At 72.0% G+C, this 15,571-nt stretch carries 15 protein-coding genes; 7 read left to right on the top strand and 8 right to left on the bottom strand.

Translation table 11 applies throughout. The annotated features are described in order from the left end of the window. Window positions 1-426 precede the first annotated feature (426 nt). The 3 genes from IO29_RS39880 to IO29_RS32590 all read left to right on the top strand — a co-directional run bounded on the left by IO29_RS39880 (window position 427) and on the right by IO29_RS32590 (window position 1,225). Window positions 427-570, top strand: coding sequence for a hypothetical protein (locus tag IO29_RS39880; RefSeq protein WP_234307423.1), 144 nt, complete (start codon window positions 427-429; stop codon window positions 568-570). A 158-nt stretch (window positions 571-728) separates the two neighbouring features. Continuing rightward, window positions 729-923 carry a DUF2795 domain-containing protein gene (locus IO29_RS32585; protein WP_030378288.1) on the top strand — a complete coding sequence of 65 codons (195 nt, stop codon included), beginning with the start codon at window positions 729-731 and terminating at the stop codon, window positions 921-923. Between the two features lie 35 nt (window positions 924-958). Next, window positions 959-1,225, top strand: a complete 267-nt coding sequence (locus IO29_RS32590) for a DUF6480 family protein (RefSeq protein ID WP_051707607.1) — start codon at window positions 959-961, stop codon at window positions 1,223-1,225. 25 nt (window positions 1,226-1,250) lie between these two features. On the opposite strand, the gene IO29_RS32595 is transcribed toward IO29_RS32590, so the two are convergent. Continuing rightward, on the bottom strand, window positions 1,251-1,907 hold the full coding sequence (locus tag IO29_RS32595; RefSeq protein WP_030378286.1) for a DUF4232 domain-containing protein: 657 nt from the start codon (window positions 1,905-1,907) through the stop codon (window positions 1,251-1,253). 370 nt (window positions 1,908-2,277) lie between these two features. Here IO29_RS32595 and IO29_RS32600 point away from each other — a divergent pair, with 370 nt between their 5' ends. Then, window positions 2,278-2,964, top strand: coding sequence for a hypothetical protein (locus IO29_RS32600; RefSeq protein WP_030378285.1), 687 nt, complete (start codon window positions 2,278-2,280; stop codon window positions 2,962-2,964). 23 nt (window positions 2,965-2,987) lie between these two features. Here IO29_RS32600 and IO29_RS32605 read toward each other — a convergent pair whose 3' ends face one another. The 4 genes from IO29_RS32605 to IO29_RS32620 all read right to left on the bottom strand — a co-directional run bounded on the left by IO29_RS32605 (window position 2,988) and on the right by IO29_RS32620 (window position 7,638). After that, the gene (locus IO29_RS32605) at window positions 2,988-4,013 is read right to left on the bottom strand and encodes a TIGR03842 family LLM class F420-dependent oxidoreductase (protein WP_030378284.1); all 1,026 of its coding nucleotides are present in this window, start codon (window positions 4,011-4,013) and stop codon (window positions 2,988-2,990) included. A gap of 70 nt (window positions 4,014-4,083) precedes the next feature. After that, window positions 4,084-5,490 (bottom strand): dihydropyrimidinase, encoded by a 1,407-nt coding sequence (gene hydA, locus IO29_RS32610; protein ID WP_030378283.1) that lies wholly within the window; start codon window positions 5,488-5,490, stop codon window positions 4,084-4,086. Between the two features lie 22 nt (window positions 5,491-5,512). Further along, complete coding sequence (locus IO29_RS32615) at window positions 5,513-6,799, bottom strand: aspartate aminotransferase family protein (RefSeq protein WP_030378282.1); 1,287 nt, start codon at window positions 6,797-6,799, stop codon at window positions 5,513-5,515. Further along, on the bottom strand, window positions 6,796-7,638 hold the full coding sequence (locus tag IO29_RS32620) for a nitrilase-related carbon-nitrogen hydrolase (RefSeq protein ID WP_030378281.1): 843 nt from the start codon (window positions 7,636-7,638) through the stop codon (window positions 6,796-6,798). The genes IO29_RS32615 and IO29_RS32620 overlap by 4 nt, the downstream gene beginning before the upstream one ends. A 357-nt stretch (window positions 7,639-7,995) precedes the next feature. On the opposite strand from IO29_RS32620, the gene IO29_RS32625 reads away from it, so the two are divergent. After that, window positions 7,996-10,527, top strand: a complete 2,532-nt coding sequence (locus IO29_RS32625) for an ATP-dependent Clp protease ATP-binding subunit (RefSeq protein ID WP_030378280.1) — start codon at window positions 7,996-7,998, stop codon at window positions 10,525-10,527. A 107-nt stretch (window positions 10,528-10,634) separates the two neighbouring features. On the opposite strand, the gene ggt is transcribed toward IO29_RS32625, so the two are convergent. Both ggt and IO29_RS32635 read right to left on the bottom strand, forming a co-directional pair. After that, entirely contained in the window at window positions 10,635-12,455 is a 1,821-nt protein-coding gene (ggt, locus tag IO29_RS32630; protein ID WP_030378279.1) for a gamma-glutamyltransferase, read from the bottom strand. 97 nt (window positions 12,456-12,552) lie between these two features. After that, window positions 12,553-13,356 (bottom strand): helix-turn-helix domain-containing protein, encoded by an 804-nt coding sequence (locus tag IO29_RS32635; protein ID WP_051707606.1) that lies wholly within the window; start codon window positions 13,354-13,356, stop codon window positions 12,553-12,555. A 121-nt stretch (window positions 13,357-13,477) separates the two neighbouring features. Here IO29_RS32635 and IO29_RS32640 point away from each other — a divergent pair, with 121 nt between their 5' ends. Both IO29_RS32640 and IO29_RS32645 read left to right on the top strand, forming a co-directional pair. Further along, window positions 13,478-13,900, top strand: coding sequence for a hypothetical protein (locus IO29_RS32640; protein WP_030378277.1), 423 nt, complete (start codon window positions 13,478-13,480; stop codon window positions 13,898-13,900). Between the two features lie 14 nt (window positions 13,901-13,914). Beyond that, on the top strand, window positions 13,915-14,937 hold the full coding sequence (locus IO29_RS32645) for a zinc-dependent alcohol dehydrogenase family protein (protein ID WP_234307435.1): 1,023 nt from the start codon (window positions 13,915-13,917) through the stop codon (window positions 14,935-14,937). A gap of 91 nt (window positions 14,938-15,028) precedes the next feature. Here IO29_RS32645 and IO29_RS32650 read toward each other — a convergent pair whose 3' ends face one another. Further along, window positions 15,029-15,553, bottom strand: coding sequence for a gluconokinase (locus IO29_RS32650; protein WP_030378275.1), 525 nt, complete (start codon window positions 15,551-15,553; stop codon window positions 15,029-15,031). Window positions 15,554-15,571: the final 18 nt, after the last annotated feature.

Consider the following 15,571-nt stretch of genomic DNA (forward strand, 5'->3'; position numbering starts at 1 on the left):
CTCACCACCGGGCCCGGACCCCCGCCCAGGCCGAGATCGGAACCAAGACGAACGAGACCGCGCACTTGCGGCCCCTGCTCGAACCGCTGGACCTGACCGGCGCCGTCGTCACCCTCGACGCCCCGCACTCGGTCGAGGCGAACGTCACCTGGCTGGTCGAGACGAAGAACGCCCACTACATCGCCGTGATCAAGCGAAATCAGCCGACCGCCCACTGGCAGCTCGCCGCCCTGCCCTGGCCTGCCCGGACGTCGCCGTCCAGCACACCGCTTCCCCTGCCGGACACGGTCGCCGGGAGCCCCGCTCGATCAAGACCTGCGGCATCGCCGACGAACTCGGCGGGATCGTCTTCCCCCCTCCCCCACGGCCGAACTCGCCGCCGTCCGCGGCCACCGGGCCGTCGAGGCCCCGCACCACGTGAGAGACATGACCTACGCCGAGGACGCCTCCACCCTCCACACCGGCACCGCACCCCGCGCCATGGCCGCCTTCCGCAGCCTCGCCATCGGCCTGTTCAAAACCCCTCGGAGCCGTCACATCGGTGGGCCGGGTGGTGAACATGCGGTCTGAACACCTCACTGATGACGGGGGGTACCGGGGGTTCTGCATGGCCCGCGTGCCGAGGGGTACTGCGTAACGTCCCACCGCATACCGGAGCCCCCCGCCGGACGAGGAGCCCCCACCGACACGAGCAGCCGACACGAGCAGCGGGAAGGAATGAGCCGCGGATGGCGAAACTGAGCCCGGTCGATCTCCAGCAGGCCCTCAAGGGCGCCGATTATCCGGCCACGGGCGAGGACCTGGCACGGCTGGCCCGGGACAACGGGGCCGACAGCGCGCTCGTGGACGCGCTCGCGGCACACGGCAAGGACGAATTCGACGGCCCGAACAAGGTCAGCCGCACCGTTTTCGGTTCCGACTGACCCGCGCGTCCGGGTCCGACCGACAGGGGCCTCTCATGTCCATGCAGTACGGCAACTCCTCCTCCGAACCGGGGTCCGCCCGCCGGGTGCCCGATCCGCGGCCCACCGGCCGGACGGTGGACACCGCCGGTCTCGTTCCGCCGGGCGAGACCCCGCCGGCCGAGGACGGCATCTCGGGAACACTGCCCCGTGACACGGAGTACAACCCGCCGCGCGGCTGGGCCAAGGCGCCGCTGGCGATCATCCTGCTGCTGGTGCTGCTGTTCGCCGCCGGGTTCATCGGCTACGCGATCGGGGTCTGAGCACCCGCGGCCCGGCCGCGCTCGGTCAGCCGGCCTTCTTCCAGGCCGTGGTGCCGAGCCGTCCCGTGTTGCCGAGGTCCAGGCCGCCGTCGACGGTCAGCACCGTGGTGGCGGCGCCCTTGACCGGGGCGATCCGCAGACAGGGGGCGTTCACGGCGGTCGTAGTGGGGTCGGTGACGGTGTTGCGCCACACCAGCGAGGTGGTGGCGGACTCCCCGCGCGCCAGGGAGACCGGGTGCGGGCCGGGGTCGTCCAGGGTGGTGATCTCCCCCGGCCCCTTCAGGACCTTCACGTCGTCGAGGGGTTGGCGGTCCCCGTCGAGCACGGTGAGAACGGGGTAGCCGCCGAGCCGGTAGACCGCCTTGCCGCAGTTGGTCAGCCGTACGGTCATCGCGCGCAGCCCCATGGCCGCGTCGACGGGCCCCGGCTCGATGCGCACCCCGGAGGCGGGGCAGGCGGTGCTGGTGGGCGTCGGGGAGCGGGCCGGCTCGCCCGGCAGGGCGCCGGTCTCCACCTCGCCGGGGGTCACGGCGGGCACCGCGGGGGTCGTCGCCGGGGTCACGTCCGGGCGGCGGTCGGGGTCGCTCTCCCGGTCCAGCTCCGCCGACAGCCCGCACCCGGCGGCCAGCAGGGAGACGGCGAGGAGGCCGGCGGTGCTTCGGAGACGGCGGTGAACGGTCACGGCGTGATCATGCCACGCGGCCCGGACCGGCGGGCGCCCATGGCCAGTCGCGGCAACCGGCAGCAACACGCCGGCCTTGGCCGCCACGGTGACCGAAGCAGCACGCCGCCCGTCGGCCGCGGTAATCGAAGGAGCACGCCGACCGTCGGCCACGGTGACCGAAGCAGCACGCCGCCCGTCGGCCACGGTAACCGCGAGTAGCACGCCGACCGTCGGCCACGGTGACCGGAAACAGCGGGCCCCCGGTCGGTCACAGTGACCGCACAGGCACGGAGCGAGTTCGGCCTTTCCCCGCACAGGGAGTCGTGTGAGACTGTGCCTCCCGTCCGCAGTGCGGACCCCTCCGCACCCTCCCCCACGAGAAGTGCCCGTGCGCTCACTTCCCCTGCCCCTCGCGCTCACCGCGCGACTGCTGCCGGTCGCCGTGCTCGCCTCGGCGGGCTGGGCACTGTCCTCCGGTCCCCTCGCCTCCGCGTCCGACTCGGACTCCGGCCACACCGCCGCGGAGCGGTCGCCGGACGCCGGGAACCCGGCCGGGAAGCAGGACGGCGACGGCTCCTCCGCCTCCCCCGCGGCCAAGGCGTACGACTCGGCGCCCGCGCCCTGCGGCAGCATCGCCGAGAAGACCGTCAAGTCCCTTGTGCCGGGCGCCAAGACGGCCGGCAAGGAGATAGCGTCCACGGACGAGACGGTCCGCCGCACCTGCTCCTGGAACGCCCTCAAGGGCTTCGACTACCGCTGGCTCGACGTCTCCTTCGAGATCACGGACTCCGTGAAGGCCGCGCGGACGGCGTACGAGGACCGTACGAAGGAGAAGAGCGGCGGCGGCGCGGTGCCCGGGCTCGGTGACGCGGGCTACTCCGTCGTCAACCTCACCACCGACAAGAAGCAGCAGACCCGCGAGGGCGTGGTGGTGGCCCGGGTGTCCAACGCGCTGGTGGTCGTCACCTACAACGGCAGCGACTTCGAGACGAAGAAGGCGCCGGGCACCGACGAGATCAACAAGGGCGCGATCAAGGCCGCCAAGGAGGCGGTGGCGGCGCTGGGGAAGGGCTGAGAGCAGCCGCGACCGGCGCTCGCTCAAGCGGAGTTGACGGCGGGAATCACCCTGTCCCCGTACGCGTCGATGACGGCCTCCTGGGCGTCGTGCATGGCGTAGAGGGCGAACTGGTCGACGCCCAGGTCCCGCAGGGCGCGCAGTTTCCCGATGTGCGCCGCCACCGGGCCGAGGACGCAGAACCGGTCGACGATGTCGTCCGGCACGAACGCGGTGTCCGGGTTGTCGGCGCGGCCGTGGTGGGAGTAGTCGTAGCCCTCACGGGACGTGATGTAGTCGGTGAGCGCGTCGGGCACGGCGGCGGAGTGTTCCCCGTAGCGGGCGACGAGGTCGGCGACGTGGTTGCCGACCATGCCGCCGAACCACCGGCACTGTTCCCGCGCGTGGGCGAGCGCCTCGGGCGAGTCGTCGGCGGTGACGTACGCGGGGGCGGCGACGCACACCGTCACCTCGCCGGGGTCGCGCCCGGCCGCCGCGGCGGCGTCCTTCACGGTCCGCACCATGGAGGCGGTGAGGTAGGGGTCGGCGAGCTGGAGGATGAACCCGTCGGCCTCCTCCCCCGCCATCCGCAGCGCCTTCGGCCCGTACGCGGCCATCCACACCGGAAGTCGCGCCCCCGGCCGGACCCACGGGAACCGGACGACCGTGCCGCCGCCGAGGTCGGCCTCCTCGCCCCGCGCCAGCGCCCGGATCACCTTCATCGCCCCGCTGATCCGCGCCAGGGTGTGGGGCTTCCGGCCCGCGACGCGCATCGCGGAGTCGCCGCGGCCGATCCCGCACACCGTGCGGTTGCCGAACATGTCGTTGAGGGTGGCGAAGGTGGAGGCGGTCACCTCCCAGGTACGGGTGCCGGGGTTGGTGACCATCGGGCCGACGGTCAGGGTCTCGGTGTGCGCCAGGATCTGGCTGTGGATGACGAACGGTTCCTGCCAGAGCACGGCCGAGTCGAAGGTCCAGCCGTAGGTGAAGCCGTTGCGCTCGGCGCGCCGCATCAGGTCGACGACGCGCGAGGCGGGCGGGTCGGTCTGGAGGACGAGTCCGAAGTCCATGCGCGCGTCATCCGTGCGTCCGTCATCCATGCGCCACTCCTGGAAGGGTCCGGGTCGCTGACGGCGGCCGTCAGCCGAGGTACTGACAGGTGCCGCGCGGGAGGTATCTGCCGTGACCCGCTCGGCCGGTGAACTCCCCCGCTGTGACGACCGGTTCGCCCCGCGAGAGCACGGTCTCGACCCGGCCGGTGATCAGCCGCCCCTCGTACGCCGAGTAGTCGACGTTCATGTGGTGGCTCGCGGCGGAGAGGACCTGCTCGGCGCCCGGGTCGTAGACGACGAGGTCGGCGTCGGAGCCGGGGGCGATCGTGCCCTTCCTCGGGTAGAGGCCGAACATGCGGGCCGGGGCGGCGCAGGCGAGCTCGATCCAGCGGCGGCGGGAGATGTGCCCGTCCACGACGGCCTGGTGGAGGAGGTCCATGCGGTTCTCCACCCCCGGCAGCCCGTTGGGGATCTTCGAGAAGTCGCCGCGGCCCAGCTCCTTCTGGCCGGTGAAGCAGAACGGGCAGTGGTCGGTGGAGACGACCTGGAGGTCGTCGGTGCGCAGCCCCTTCCACAGCGCCGCCTGGTGCTCGCGCGGGCGCAGCGGGGTGCTGCACACGTACTTGGCGCCCTCGAACTCCGGCTCGGCGAGGTTGTCGGTGGACAGGAACAGGTACTGCGGGCAGGTCTCGCCGAAGACGGGCAGCCCGTCGTCGCGGGCCCTGGCCAGCTCGGCGAGCGCCTCCCGCGCCGAGACGTGCACGACGTACAGGGGCGCCCCGGCGACCTGGGCGAGCCGGATGGCCCGGTGGGTGGCCTCGGCCTCGAGCAGGGCCTTGCGGACCTCGCCGTGGAAGCGGGGGTCGGTGTCGCCGCGGGCGAGGGCCTGTTCGACGAGGACGTCGATGGCGATGCCGTTCTCGGCGTGCATCATGATGAGCCCGCCGTTGCCGGCGGCGCGCTGCATGGCCCGCAGGATCTCGCCGTCGTCGGAGTAGAAGACCCCCGGATACGCCATGAACTGCTTGAACGAGGTCACCCCGTCGCGGTCGACGAGGCGGTCCATCTCCTTGAGCGTCCCGTCGTGGACGTCCGAGACGATCATGTGGAAGCCGTAGTCGATCGCGCAGTTGCCCTCCGCCTTGGCGTGCCAGGCGTCCAGGCCCTCGCGCAGGGTGCCGCCGACGCTCTGGATGGCGAAGTCGACGATGGTGGTGGTGCCGCCCCAGGCGGCGGCCCGGGTGCCGGTCTCGAAGGTGTCCGAGGCGTAGGTGCCGCCGAAGGGCATCTCCATGTGGGTGTGGCCGTCGACGCCGCCCGGGACGACGTACTTCCCGGTGGCGTCGACGGTGCGCTCGGCGGTGAACGCCTCGGCGGCCGGGCTGCCGGTCGTGGCGAGGGCGGCGATGCGGCCGTCCTCGATCAGGACGTCGGCGTGGAGTTCGTCGGAGGCGGTGACGACGAGGCCGCCACGGACGACGGTACGGCTGCTCATGCTGCCTGCCTCTCCTGTCCGGCTAGTGGGCGCTCCGCAGCGCGCGCAGAAGGATCTCCGCGCCCTCCTCCGCCTCGGCGGCGGTGAGGGTCATGGGCGGGGCGATGCGCAGGGCGCTGGTGTTGTGGCCGCCGCCCTTGCCGACGAGGAGTCCGCCCTCGCGTGCGGCCTCCAGTACGGCGGCCGCGGCGGCCGGGTCCGCCTCGTCGGTGCCGGGGCGGACCAGTTCGACGCCGATCATCAGCCCGCGTCCGCGCACCTCCCGAACGGCCGGGTTGTCCGCGGTGCCGTCCCGCAGCCGCTCCAGGAGCAGCCCGCCCACCCGCCGGGCGTTGCCCTGTAGATCGTGTTCCAGCAGGTAGGAGAGGTTGGCGAGGCCGGCCGCCATGGTGATCTGGGTGCCGCCGAAGGTGGAGATGCTGTTGGCGTCGAGGCAGTTCATGAGCTCGGCGCGGGCCACCACGCCGCCGATGGACATGCCGTTGCCGATGCCCTTGGCGAAGGTCACCATGTCCGGCGGGCCGCTCTCGGCGTGCGCCTGCCAGCCCCAGAAGTGGTCGCCGGTGCGGCCCCAGCCGGTCTGCACCTCGTCGGCGATCCACAGGACGCCGCGCTCGCGCAGCACCTCGCGGAAGGCCGCGTACAGCCCGTCGGGCGGGGAGGTGAAGCCGCCGACGCCCTGCACCGGTTCGGCGATCAGGGCGGCCGGCGGGCGGGTGTGGCCGAGCAGGTCCTTCAGGTCCTCGACGCAGGCCGTGACGAACTCGGCGTCGCCCAGGTGCGCGTAGGGGCCGCGGGTGCGGACGCCGCCGTGGACGTAGAGCGTCTGGAGCGGGGAGAGGGAGGTGGGCGACCAGCCGCGGTTGCCGGTGATGCCGACCGTGGAGAAGGAGCGGCCGTGGTAGCTGTTGCGCATCGCCAGCAGGGTGTTGCTGCGCCGGTATGTGGTGGCGAGCAGCAACGCGGTGTCGTTGGCCTCGGTGCCGGAGGTGGTGAAGAAGACGCGGGCGTCCGGGATGCCGCTCAACTCGGCGATCTTCTCGGCGAGTTCGACCATCGGGCGGTTGAGGTAGAGCGTGGAGGAGTGCAGGATGCGGCCGGCCTGCTCGCTCACCGCCTTGGTGACCTCGGGCAGGGCGTGCGCGGTCATGGTGGTGAGGATGCCGCCGAAGAAGTCGAGGTACCTGGTGCCGTCGGCGTCCCAGACGTGCCGGCCCTCGCCGTGGGTGATCTCCAGCGGGGTGTCGTAGTAGAGGGCGAGCCACTCGGGGAGTACGGCGCGGTGGCGGGCGTGGAGGTCGTCGGTCACGGCTGCACCAGTCCTTCGTACGCGTCGGGGCGGCGGTCGCGGTAGAACGCCCACTGTTGCCGTACCGCGTCGATCTGCCCGAAGTCGAGGTCGCGGACGAGGAGTTGCTCCTCGGTGTCACTGGCGGCCCCGCCGACGAGCTGTCCGCGCGGGTCGACGAAGTAGGAGGTGCCGTAGAAGTCGTTGTCGCCGTACTCCTCCTGGCCCACGCGGTTGATCGCGGCGACGAAGTACGCGTTGGCGACGGCCGCCGCGGGCTGCTCCAGCTGCCACAGGTACGAGGAGAGGCCGCGGTGGGTGGCGGACGGGTTGTAGACCAACTGCGCCCCGTTCAGCCCGAGTTGCCGCCAGCCCTCGGGGAAGTGCCGGTCGTAGCAGATGTAGACGCCGATCCTGCCGACGGCGGTGTCGAAGACGGGCCAGCCGGCGTTGCCGGGCCGGAAGTAGTACTTCTCCCAGAACCCCTCGACCTGCGGGATGTGGTGCTTGCGGTACTTGCCGAGGTAGGTGCCGTCGGCGTCGATCACGGCGGCGGTGTTGTAGTAGAACCCCGGCTGCTCGACCTCGAACACGGGCACGACGAGCACCATCCCCGTCTCGCGCGCCAGCTGCCGCATCCGGGTGACGGTTGGCCCGTCCGGCACGGGTTCCGCCCAGCGGTAGTGCTCGGGCTCCTGCACCTGACAGAAGTACGGAGCGTTGAACACCTCCTGGAACCCGATCACCCGAGCCCCCTGCCGGGCGGCCTCCCGGGCATGCTCCTCGTGCTTGGCGATCATGGATTCGCCCTCACCGGTCCAGCTCGCCTGAACCAGCGCGGCGCGCACGACATGACCCACGTGCCACACCTCCACAGACCCTCTACGCCCGTAGACACGACCACGGAACGACGACGGTAGGCCTCCGGCGCCCCCTTGCCAAGGTGCCGCGCCCCGCGGGTACCGCGCCAGGCAACCAACCCGCACCCACCGATCCACGGAACCCCCGCCCGCCCAGGGGCGCGGGGCTGTGTCGATCTGCGGCTCCGCCGCGGGGCGCGACCAGCCACACACAACCCGCACCCGCCGGACGGCAGAACCCCCTCCCCCCTGGGCGCCCCATGCATAACAGCGGAGCGCACGGGCACTCGCCGTGCCGACCGGCACCCAGAGCTATGGCGTCCCCAGACCGACCGGGAAGCCAGGGAACGGAAGGCCATGACCAGCGGCTTCACCAGCCCGGAGGGCTTCGGTTCGGACCCCTTCGCAGAGTTCTTCGCCCGCTTCTTCGGCGGTGCCCGCCCCGGCCCCCGGCAGATCGACATCGGGCGGCTGCTCAGCCAGCCGGCCCGGGAGCTGGTCGCGGGGGCCGCCACCTACGCCGCCGAGCACGGCAGCCGGGACCTGGACACCCAGCACCTGCTCCGCGCCGCGCTGGCGGTCGAGCCGACCCGGCGCATGCTCAGCCGCGCCGGGGCCGACCCCGACAACCTGGCGACGGAGATCGACGAGCGCTCCGGCCCCGTCCACGGCGCCGGCGAGGGCCCGCCGCCCACCTCCGTCGCCCTGACCCCGGCGGTCAAGCGCGCCCTCCTCGACGCGCACGACATGGCCCGGGCGAGCGGCGCCGGCTACATCGGCCCCGAGCACGTGCTCAGCGCGCTCGCCGCCAATCCGGACTCCGCCGCCGGGCACATCCTCAATTCGCTGCGGTTCGGCGGCCCCGGCGGCCCGCTGCCGGCCGAGTCGCCGGAGGCCGTCGCGCAGGCCCGCCCCGAGCGGCCCCGGAGCACCGGCACCCCCACCCTGGACAAGTACGGCCGTGATCTCACCGACCTCGCCCGCCAGGGCCGCGTCGACCCGGTGATCGGGCGGGACGAGGAAATCGAGCAGACGATCGAGGTGCTGTCCCGGCGCGGCAAGAACAACCCGGTGCTCATCGGCGACGCGGGCGTCGGCAAGACCGCCATCGTGGAGGGGCTGGCCCAGCGCATCGCCGAGGGGGACGTGCCGGACATCCTGCTCGGCCGCCGGGTGGTCGCCCTCGACCTCACCGGCGTGGTGGCCGGCACCCGCTACCGGGGCGACTTCGAGGAACGGCTCAACACCATCGTCGACGAGGTCCGCACCCACTCCGACCAGCTCATCGTCTTCATCGACGAGCTGCACACCGTGGTCGGCGCCGGGGGCGGCGGCGAGGGCGGTTCGATGGACGCCGGCAACATCCTCAAGCCCGCCCTGGCCCGTGGTGAACTGCACATCGTCGGCGCCACCACGCTGGAGGAGTTCCGGCGCATCGAGAAGGACGCGGCACTCGCCCGCCGCTTCCAGCCGATCCTGGTGCCCGAGCCGTCCGTGCCGGACGCCGTCGAGATCCTGCGCGGACTGCGCGACCGCTACGAGGCCCACCACCAGGTCCGCTACACCGACGAGGCGCTGGTCGCCGCCGTCGAGCTCTCCGACCGCTACCTCACCGACCGGCACCTGCCCGACAAGGCGATCGACCTCATGGACCAGGCCGGCGCCCGCGTACGGCTGCGCTCGCGCACCAAGGGCACCGACGCCCGCGCCCTGGAACGCGAGCTGGAGCAACTGGTCCGGGACAAGGACCAGGCGGTCGCCGACGAACAGTACGAGCAGGCCACCCAGCTGCGCGACCGCATCGCCGAGCTGAAGGAGCGCATCGGCGACGGGAGCCAGGAGCAGGCCGTCGACGACGGGCAGCACCTGGTGGTCACCACCGAGGCCATCGCGGAGGTCGTCTCCCGGCAGACCGGCATCCCCGTCGCCAGTCTCACCCAGGAGGAGAAGGACCGGCTGCTCGGCCTGGAGCAGCATCTGCACGAGCGGGTGGTCGGGCAGGACGAGGCGGTCCGCGCGGTCTCCGAGGCCGTACTGCGCTCCCGGGCCGGGCTCGCCAGTCCCGACCGGCCCATCGGCAGCTTCCTCTTTCTCGGCCCGACCGGCGTCGGCAAGACCGAGCTGGCCCGGGCGCTCGCGGAGGCGCTGTTCGGCAGCGAGGAGCGGATGGTGCGCCTGGACATGAGCGAGTACCAGGAGCGGCACACCGTCAGCCGGCTCGTCGGCGCCCCGCCCGGCTACGTCGGCCACGAGGAGGCCGGGCAGCTCACCGAGGTCGTACGGCGCCACCCGTACTCGCTGCTGCTGCTCGACGAGGTGGAGAAGGCGCACCCGGACGTCTTCAACATCCTGCTCCAGGTGCTCGACGACGGCCGGCTCACCGACTCCCACGGCCGCACGGTCAACTTCTCCAACACCGTCATCGTGATGACCAGCAACCTCGGCTCGGAGGCCATCACCCGGCGCGGCGCCGGACTCGGCTTCACGGCGGGCGGCGCGGAGGCCGCCGAGGAGGCGCGGCGGGAGCAGATCCTGCGGCCGCTGCGGGAGCACTTCCGGCCCGAGTTCCTCAACCGGATCGACGAGGTCGTCGTCTTCCGGCAGCTCACCGAGGAACAGCTCCGCCGCATCACCGACCTGCTGCTCGACCAGACCCGGCGGCGGCTGCGGGCGCAGGACATCGACGTCGACTTCACCGACGCGGCGGTCGACCTGCTGGCCCGGCGCGGCTACCAGCCGGAGTACGGGGCGCGGCCGCTGCGACGCACGATCCAGCGGGAGGTCGACAACCAGTTGTCGCGCTTCCTGCTGGACGGGAGGGTGACGGCGGGGCACCGGGTGCGGGTGGACGCGGAGGAGGGGGAGCTGGTGTTCGACGCGGAGCGGTGAGCGGGTGTTCGACGCGGAGCGGTGAGCGGTTTCGTCTCCCGCTCACGCACCCGTTCACTGGACGCTTCATGGGGTGCCGGGCGCGGCGGGCCCGGCACCCGTCCGACTCAGCTCGTCGGCCGTACCACCCTCGCCGAACCCCCTCCCCTGCGGACCTTCTCCGCAGCCGCCAGCCACGCGCCGTCGGGCAGGCGCTGGACACCCGTCGCCGCGCCGATCTCCGGGTTCAGGGAGAACGCGTGGCCGAGCGCCTCAAGGCGGGCCCGCTGCGCGCTGTCGTACAGGCCCGGTTCCAGCTCCGTCTTCGCCGCGTTGCGCTGACTGGCGCGGGGCGCGGCGATCGCGTCGACCAGCGGCATGCCCCGGTCGACGAAGTTGGTCAGGGTCTGGAGCACGGTGGTGATGATGGTCGCGCCGCCCGGTGAGCCGAGCGCGACGACCGGCCGGTCGTGCTTGTCGAGCACGATCGTCGGGGAGATCGACGAGCGCGGCCGCTTGCCGGGGCCCGGCAGGTTCGGGTCGTGGACCGCCGGGTTGGCGGGGGCGAAGGAGAAGTCCGTCAGCTCGTTGTTGAGCAGGAAACCGCGGCCGGGGACGGTGATGCCGCTGCCGCCCGTCTGTTCGATGGTGAGGGTGTAGGAGACGACGTTGCCCCACTTGTCGGCGACCGTGAGGTGGGTGGTGTTCTCGCCCTCGTACGTCGTCGGGGCGGCCGTACCGCCCGCGCCGCAGGCGGCGGGGTGACGCGGGTCGCCGGGGGCGAGCGGGCTGGTGAGGACCGCGTCGTCCTTGATCAGGCAGGCGCGCGAGTCGGCGTACTTCTGCGAGAGGAGACCCTTGGTGGGGACGTCCTCGAAGGCGGGGTCGCCGACCCAGCGGCCCCGGTCGGCGAAGGCGATGCGGCTCGCCTCGATGTAGTGGTGCAGGTACTGCGTCTCGCTCGCCTTGGAGAGGTCGGTCCGCTCCAGGATGTTGAGCGCTTCGCCGACGGTGGTGCCGCCGGAGGAGGACGGGGCGATGGAGTAGACGCCGAGGCCCCGGTAGTCGGTCTTCGTGGGGGCCTGGAGCTTGGCGCGGTAGGCGGCCAGGTCCTTGCGGGTCAGCTTGCCGGGGCGGGCGTTGTAGCCGGTGGCCGGGTCGATGGGCGGCTTGGCGGCGGTGGCGACGATGTCCGCGCCGAGGTCGCCGTGGTAGATCGCGCCGACGCCCTCGCGGGCCAGCTCGCGGTAGGTGCGGGCGAGGTCGGGATTCCTGAAGGTGGAGCCGACGGCGGGCAGTTCGCCGCCGGGCAGGAACAGCTTCGCGGTGGCGGGGAAGTACCGGAACCGGGTCTCGTTGGACGCGGTCTGGGAGCGGAACGTCTCGTCGACGGTGAAGCCGCGGCGGGCGAGGCGTTCGGCGGGCTTCAGGACCGTGCCGAGCCGTTCGCTGCCCCACCGGTCAAGGGCGGTGGCCCAGGTGGCGGGGGTGCCGGGGGTGCCGACGCTCAGTCCGCTGGTGACGGCGTCCGCGAAGGCGAGCGGCTTGCCGTTCTCGACGAAGAGATCCTTGTCGGCGGTGAGCGGCGCGGTCTCACGGCCGTCGACCGTGTGCACCGTGCGGGAACGGGCGTCGTAGTAGACGAAGTAGCCGCCTCCGCCGATGCCGGCGGAGTAGGGCTCGGTGACGCCGAGGGCGGCGGCGGTGGCGACGGCCGCGTCGACCGCGTTGCCGCCCTTTCTGAGCACCTCGATGCCGGCCGCCGAGGCGTCCGCGTCGACGCTGGCCACGGCACCGCCGTAGCCGACGGCGACCGGGACCTTCGCCGGTGTGGCGCCGGCGGTGGCGGCCGGGCCCGGCGGCGCGGACGGGGGCGCGGCGGCCCCCACCGACACCACCGCGGCCGAGACCGCGAGTACCGCCCAATTCCGTGCGACGGGACGACGCATGCGTACCTCCAGTCAAGAACCGTCCGCGCAGCGTAACGCCGTAGCGGCATGACCGCGACAAGGCATGGGCTGCGCGGGGCTGTGGTGGGCGGATCGGTTACCGCGTGAGGAGTTCGGCCAGCATGGCGCTGGTCGCTTGGTCAGCCGGCAGGAACGCCTCGAGTCGTAGTTCGGCGACGGTGACGTCGACAGCGGTGCCGAAATGGGTGAGCGTGGTGATGAGCGTCAGCTCCCTGTCGTCGGCCGGATCATGTGCCCGGAGGCGCAGCGGTACGGCGAAGCCGAGGTGGTGCGGTGACTCGCGCGAACGTGGTGGTGCCAGGTCGGTGAGTTCGGCGGCCAGGCGCTGGAGTTGGTCGTCCGGATTGCGCACGCTCTCGTCCCGGACGCGGTCGATGATGTGCCACGCCCACTCGTCGAGGTTGACGATGCGTGGCGCGAGGCCCTGCGGATGCAGCAACACCCGGGGGACGCTCACCGGCGGCAGGAGCAGATGCGGTGCCGCGCCGGCGGTGAGCGAGTGGAACGCGGCGTTGGCCGAGACGAGGTCACCATGCCGGTCGACGACCACCGCCGGGTACGGCAGGTGGCCGTGCAGGATCCGTTCGAGTGCGGTGCGAATCGGTTCGAGCCGCGGGTCGTCCAGGCGGGTCTGCGGGTAGACCGGTGCGAATCCGGCCTTGAGGAGCAGTTCATTGCGCTCGCGGATCGGCACCTCCAGGGATTCGGCCAGCCGGATGATCATCGATCGGCCGGGGGTCGACCGTCCGCTCTCGATGAAGCTGACGTGCCTCTGCGTGGTACCGGCACGCGTGGCCAGTTCCAGCTGGCTGACGCGCCGCCGAGTGCGCCACTCACGCAACGCGCCGGCGAGCCCGCCTTCGGTCGATTCGACGATCACTCCTCTTGTGTAACCCGCTGGGCCGCCGATCCGCGATTCCCTGCGGGGAATTGCCGCGCGACGGCCGGCGGCAGCACGGTCGTCGCCGTACGCCGAGCTTTCGCGACCGAGGGGAACAACCATGGCCGACATCGACATCCACGACCTCACCGACCGCTACGTCGCCGTGTGGAACGAACCCGATGCGGAGCGACGCCGCGCCGCGATTCGCGAGCTGTGGTCCGCCGATGCGGTCCATGTGGTGCGGCCTCCCCAGGAGATCCTGGACGCGGCCGAAGGGCTGGGCTTCGACCGTCCCGTTCTGGAGGCACGCGGGCACCACGCGTTGGAGTTCCGGGTGACGCGCGCCCACAAGGAGTTCGTCGCGCCGGGCACCTTCGTCTTCCGGTCGCGCGGCAACACCGGCAGGCTCCACGATGTCGTCAAGTTCAACTGGGAGATGGCGCCCCGGGACGGTGGTGAGGTCGCCGGCGTCGGGCTGGAGATCCTCGTGCTCGGCCCCGACGGCCGCATCGTCAGCGACTACCAGTTCATCGAAGGATGACCGCGGTGGCGCCCATGCTCCCGTCGAGGGTGCGCAGTTACCACGTCGGCACCGGCGGCGGTATCGACGGCCTGTCGCTGCGCACGCACGAACCACGCACACCCGGGGAGGGAGAGGTCGCGGTCGCGGTCCACGCCACCTCGCTCAGCTTCCGCGAACTCCTGGTGCTACGAGGGCAGTACGTGCTGCCCGTCGATCCGGGCGTCATACCGGTCTCGGACGGTGCCGGCGAGGTCGTCGCCGTCGGGCCGGATGTCCGGCGGGTGCGCCCGGGCGACCGCGTCACCGCCGCACTGTTCCCGCGGTGGCTGGACGGCCCGCTGGAACCGGCATACCTGCCGCAACTGGGTGGCTCGCTCGACGGAATGCTGACCGAACTGGCCGTCCTCCCCGAGGACGCCCTCGTGCCCGTCCCGGACCACCTCTCCTACGCCGAGGCGGCGACTCTTCCCTGCGCCGCCGTCACGGCATGGAACGCCCTGACCGGCGACGGCCGCGGAATCCAGCGCGGACAGACCGTGCTGGCCACCGGCTCCGGCGGCGTATCGCTGTTCACGGTGCAGTTCGCCACACTCCTGGGCGCGAGAGTAATCGCCACGACAAGCCGCGCGGACAAGGAACAGCGCCTTCGCGATCTCGGAGCCGACGAGGTCATCAACTACCGCGACATCCCGGACTGGCACACCGCGGCCCGCGAACTCACCGCCGGACGAGGGGTCGACCGCGTGGTCGACACCGCCGGAACGCTGGAGCAGTCGCTGAAGTCGGTCGCCGTCGACGGACATATCGCCTTCGTGGGGTCCGTCTCCGGCAACTGGCCGCCGGTCGACCCTCGTCTGCTGTTCGGCGCCGCCGCCACGGTCCGGGCGTTGGCCGTCGGCAGTCGCGCTCAGTTCACCTCGACGAACGACGTCATCACCGCGCATCGGCTCCGACCAGTCCTCGACCGGGTGTTCCCGTTCGAGGAAGCCATGGCAGCGTACCGGTACTACGAATCGGCGAGCCCGTTCGGAAAGGTAATCATCAAGATCAGGTAGTCGGCGGGCGAAGGCCAGGGTCAGGATCGTCTGCCACCACGAGCACCCGTATGACCGGCGGCCTTGCAACGGCTCGTGAGGCAGGGGGAATTCACGGATGCGGCAGCAGACGCAGGGCTTTCTCGGCGATCAGGTCGGGGGCCGGTCCCGCGTCCAAGGAGGCGCCGCTCTCGTCCGGTTCGAGCGGTTCGAGCGCGGCCAGCTGCGAGTCGAGCAGCAGCTCGGGCATGAAGTGGCCGGTGCGGTGCGCGAGCCGTCGCGCCAACAGGTCGTGACCCGCCGTCAGATGCAGGAAGAAGACGTCGGGACAGGCCGACCGCAGGGTGTCCCGGTAGCGCCGCCGCAGCGCCGAGCAGGCGACGACGCAGCCGGTACCGGCCGCGTCGCCTGCGTGCAGCCGCCGGCCGACGGCCTCCAGCCAGGGCTGACGGTCCGCGTCGTCGAGCGGGACGCCGGCCGCCATCTTGGCGATGTTCTCCGGCGGGTGGACGTCGTCGGCGTCCACGAAGGGAACCCCCAGCCGCTCGGCGAGCAGCCGGGCCACCGTGGTCTTGCCGGTTCCGGAGACGCCGAGGACCACGAGGCACGGGGAGCGGCGCTCGGTGCTGACGGCCATCAGGTGCGTTCCTGTCCC

Source organism: Streptomyces sp. NRRL F-6676, assembly GCF_000725625.1.
In the GTDB taxonomy this organism is placed as follows: domain Bacteria; phylum Actinomycetota; class Actinomycetes; order Streptomycetales; family Streptomycetaceae; genus Streptomyces.

Excerpts from the sequence above, each read along its gene's own strand:
- IO29_RS39880 (WP_234307423.1), top strand. The coding sequence starts at position 427 with ATGACCTACGCCGAGGACGCCTCCACCCTCCACACCGGCACCGCACCC.
- IO29_RS32585 (WP_030378288.1), top strand. The coding sequence starts at position 729 with ATGGCGAAACTGAGCCCGGTCGATCTCCAGCAGGCCCTCAAGGGCGCC.
- IO29_RS32590 (WP_051707607.1), top strand. The coding sequence starts at position 959 with ATGTCCATGCAGTACGGCAACTCCTCCTCCGAACCGGGGTCCGCCCGC.
- IO29_RS32605 (WP_030378284.1), bottom strand. The coding sequence starts at position 4,013 with ATGGACTTCGGACTCGTCCTCCAGACCGACCCGCCCGCCTCGCGCGTC.
- hydA (WP_030378283.1), bottom strand. The coding sequence starts at position 5,490 with ATGAGCAGCCGTACCGTCGTCCGTGGCGGCCTCGTCGTCACCGCCTCC.
- IO29_RS32625 (WP_030378280.1), top strand. The coding sequence starts at position 7,996 with ATGACCAGCGGCTTCACCAGCCCGGAGGGCTTCGGTTCGGACCCCTTC.
- ggt (WP_030378279.1), bottom strand. The coding sequence starts at position 12,455 with ATGCGTCGTCCCGTCGCACGGAATTGGGCGGTACTCGCGGTCTCGGCC.
- IO29_RS32640 (WP_030378277.1), top strand. The coding sequence starts at position 13,478 with ATGGCCGACATCGACATCCACGACCTCACCGACCGCTACGTCGCCGTG.
- IO29_RS32645 (WP_234307435.1), top strand. The coding sequence starts at position 13,915 with ATGCTCCCGTCGAGGGTGCGCAGTTACCACGTCGGCACCGGCGGCGGT.
- IO29_RS32650 (WP_030378275.1), bottom strand. The coding sequence starts at position 15,553 with ATGGCCGTCAGCACCGAGCGCCGCTCCCCGTGCCTCGTGGTCCTCGGC.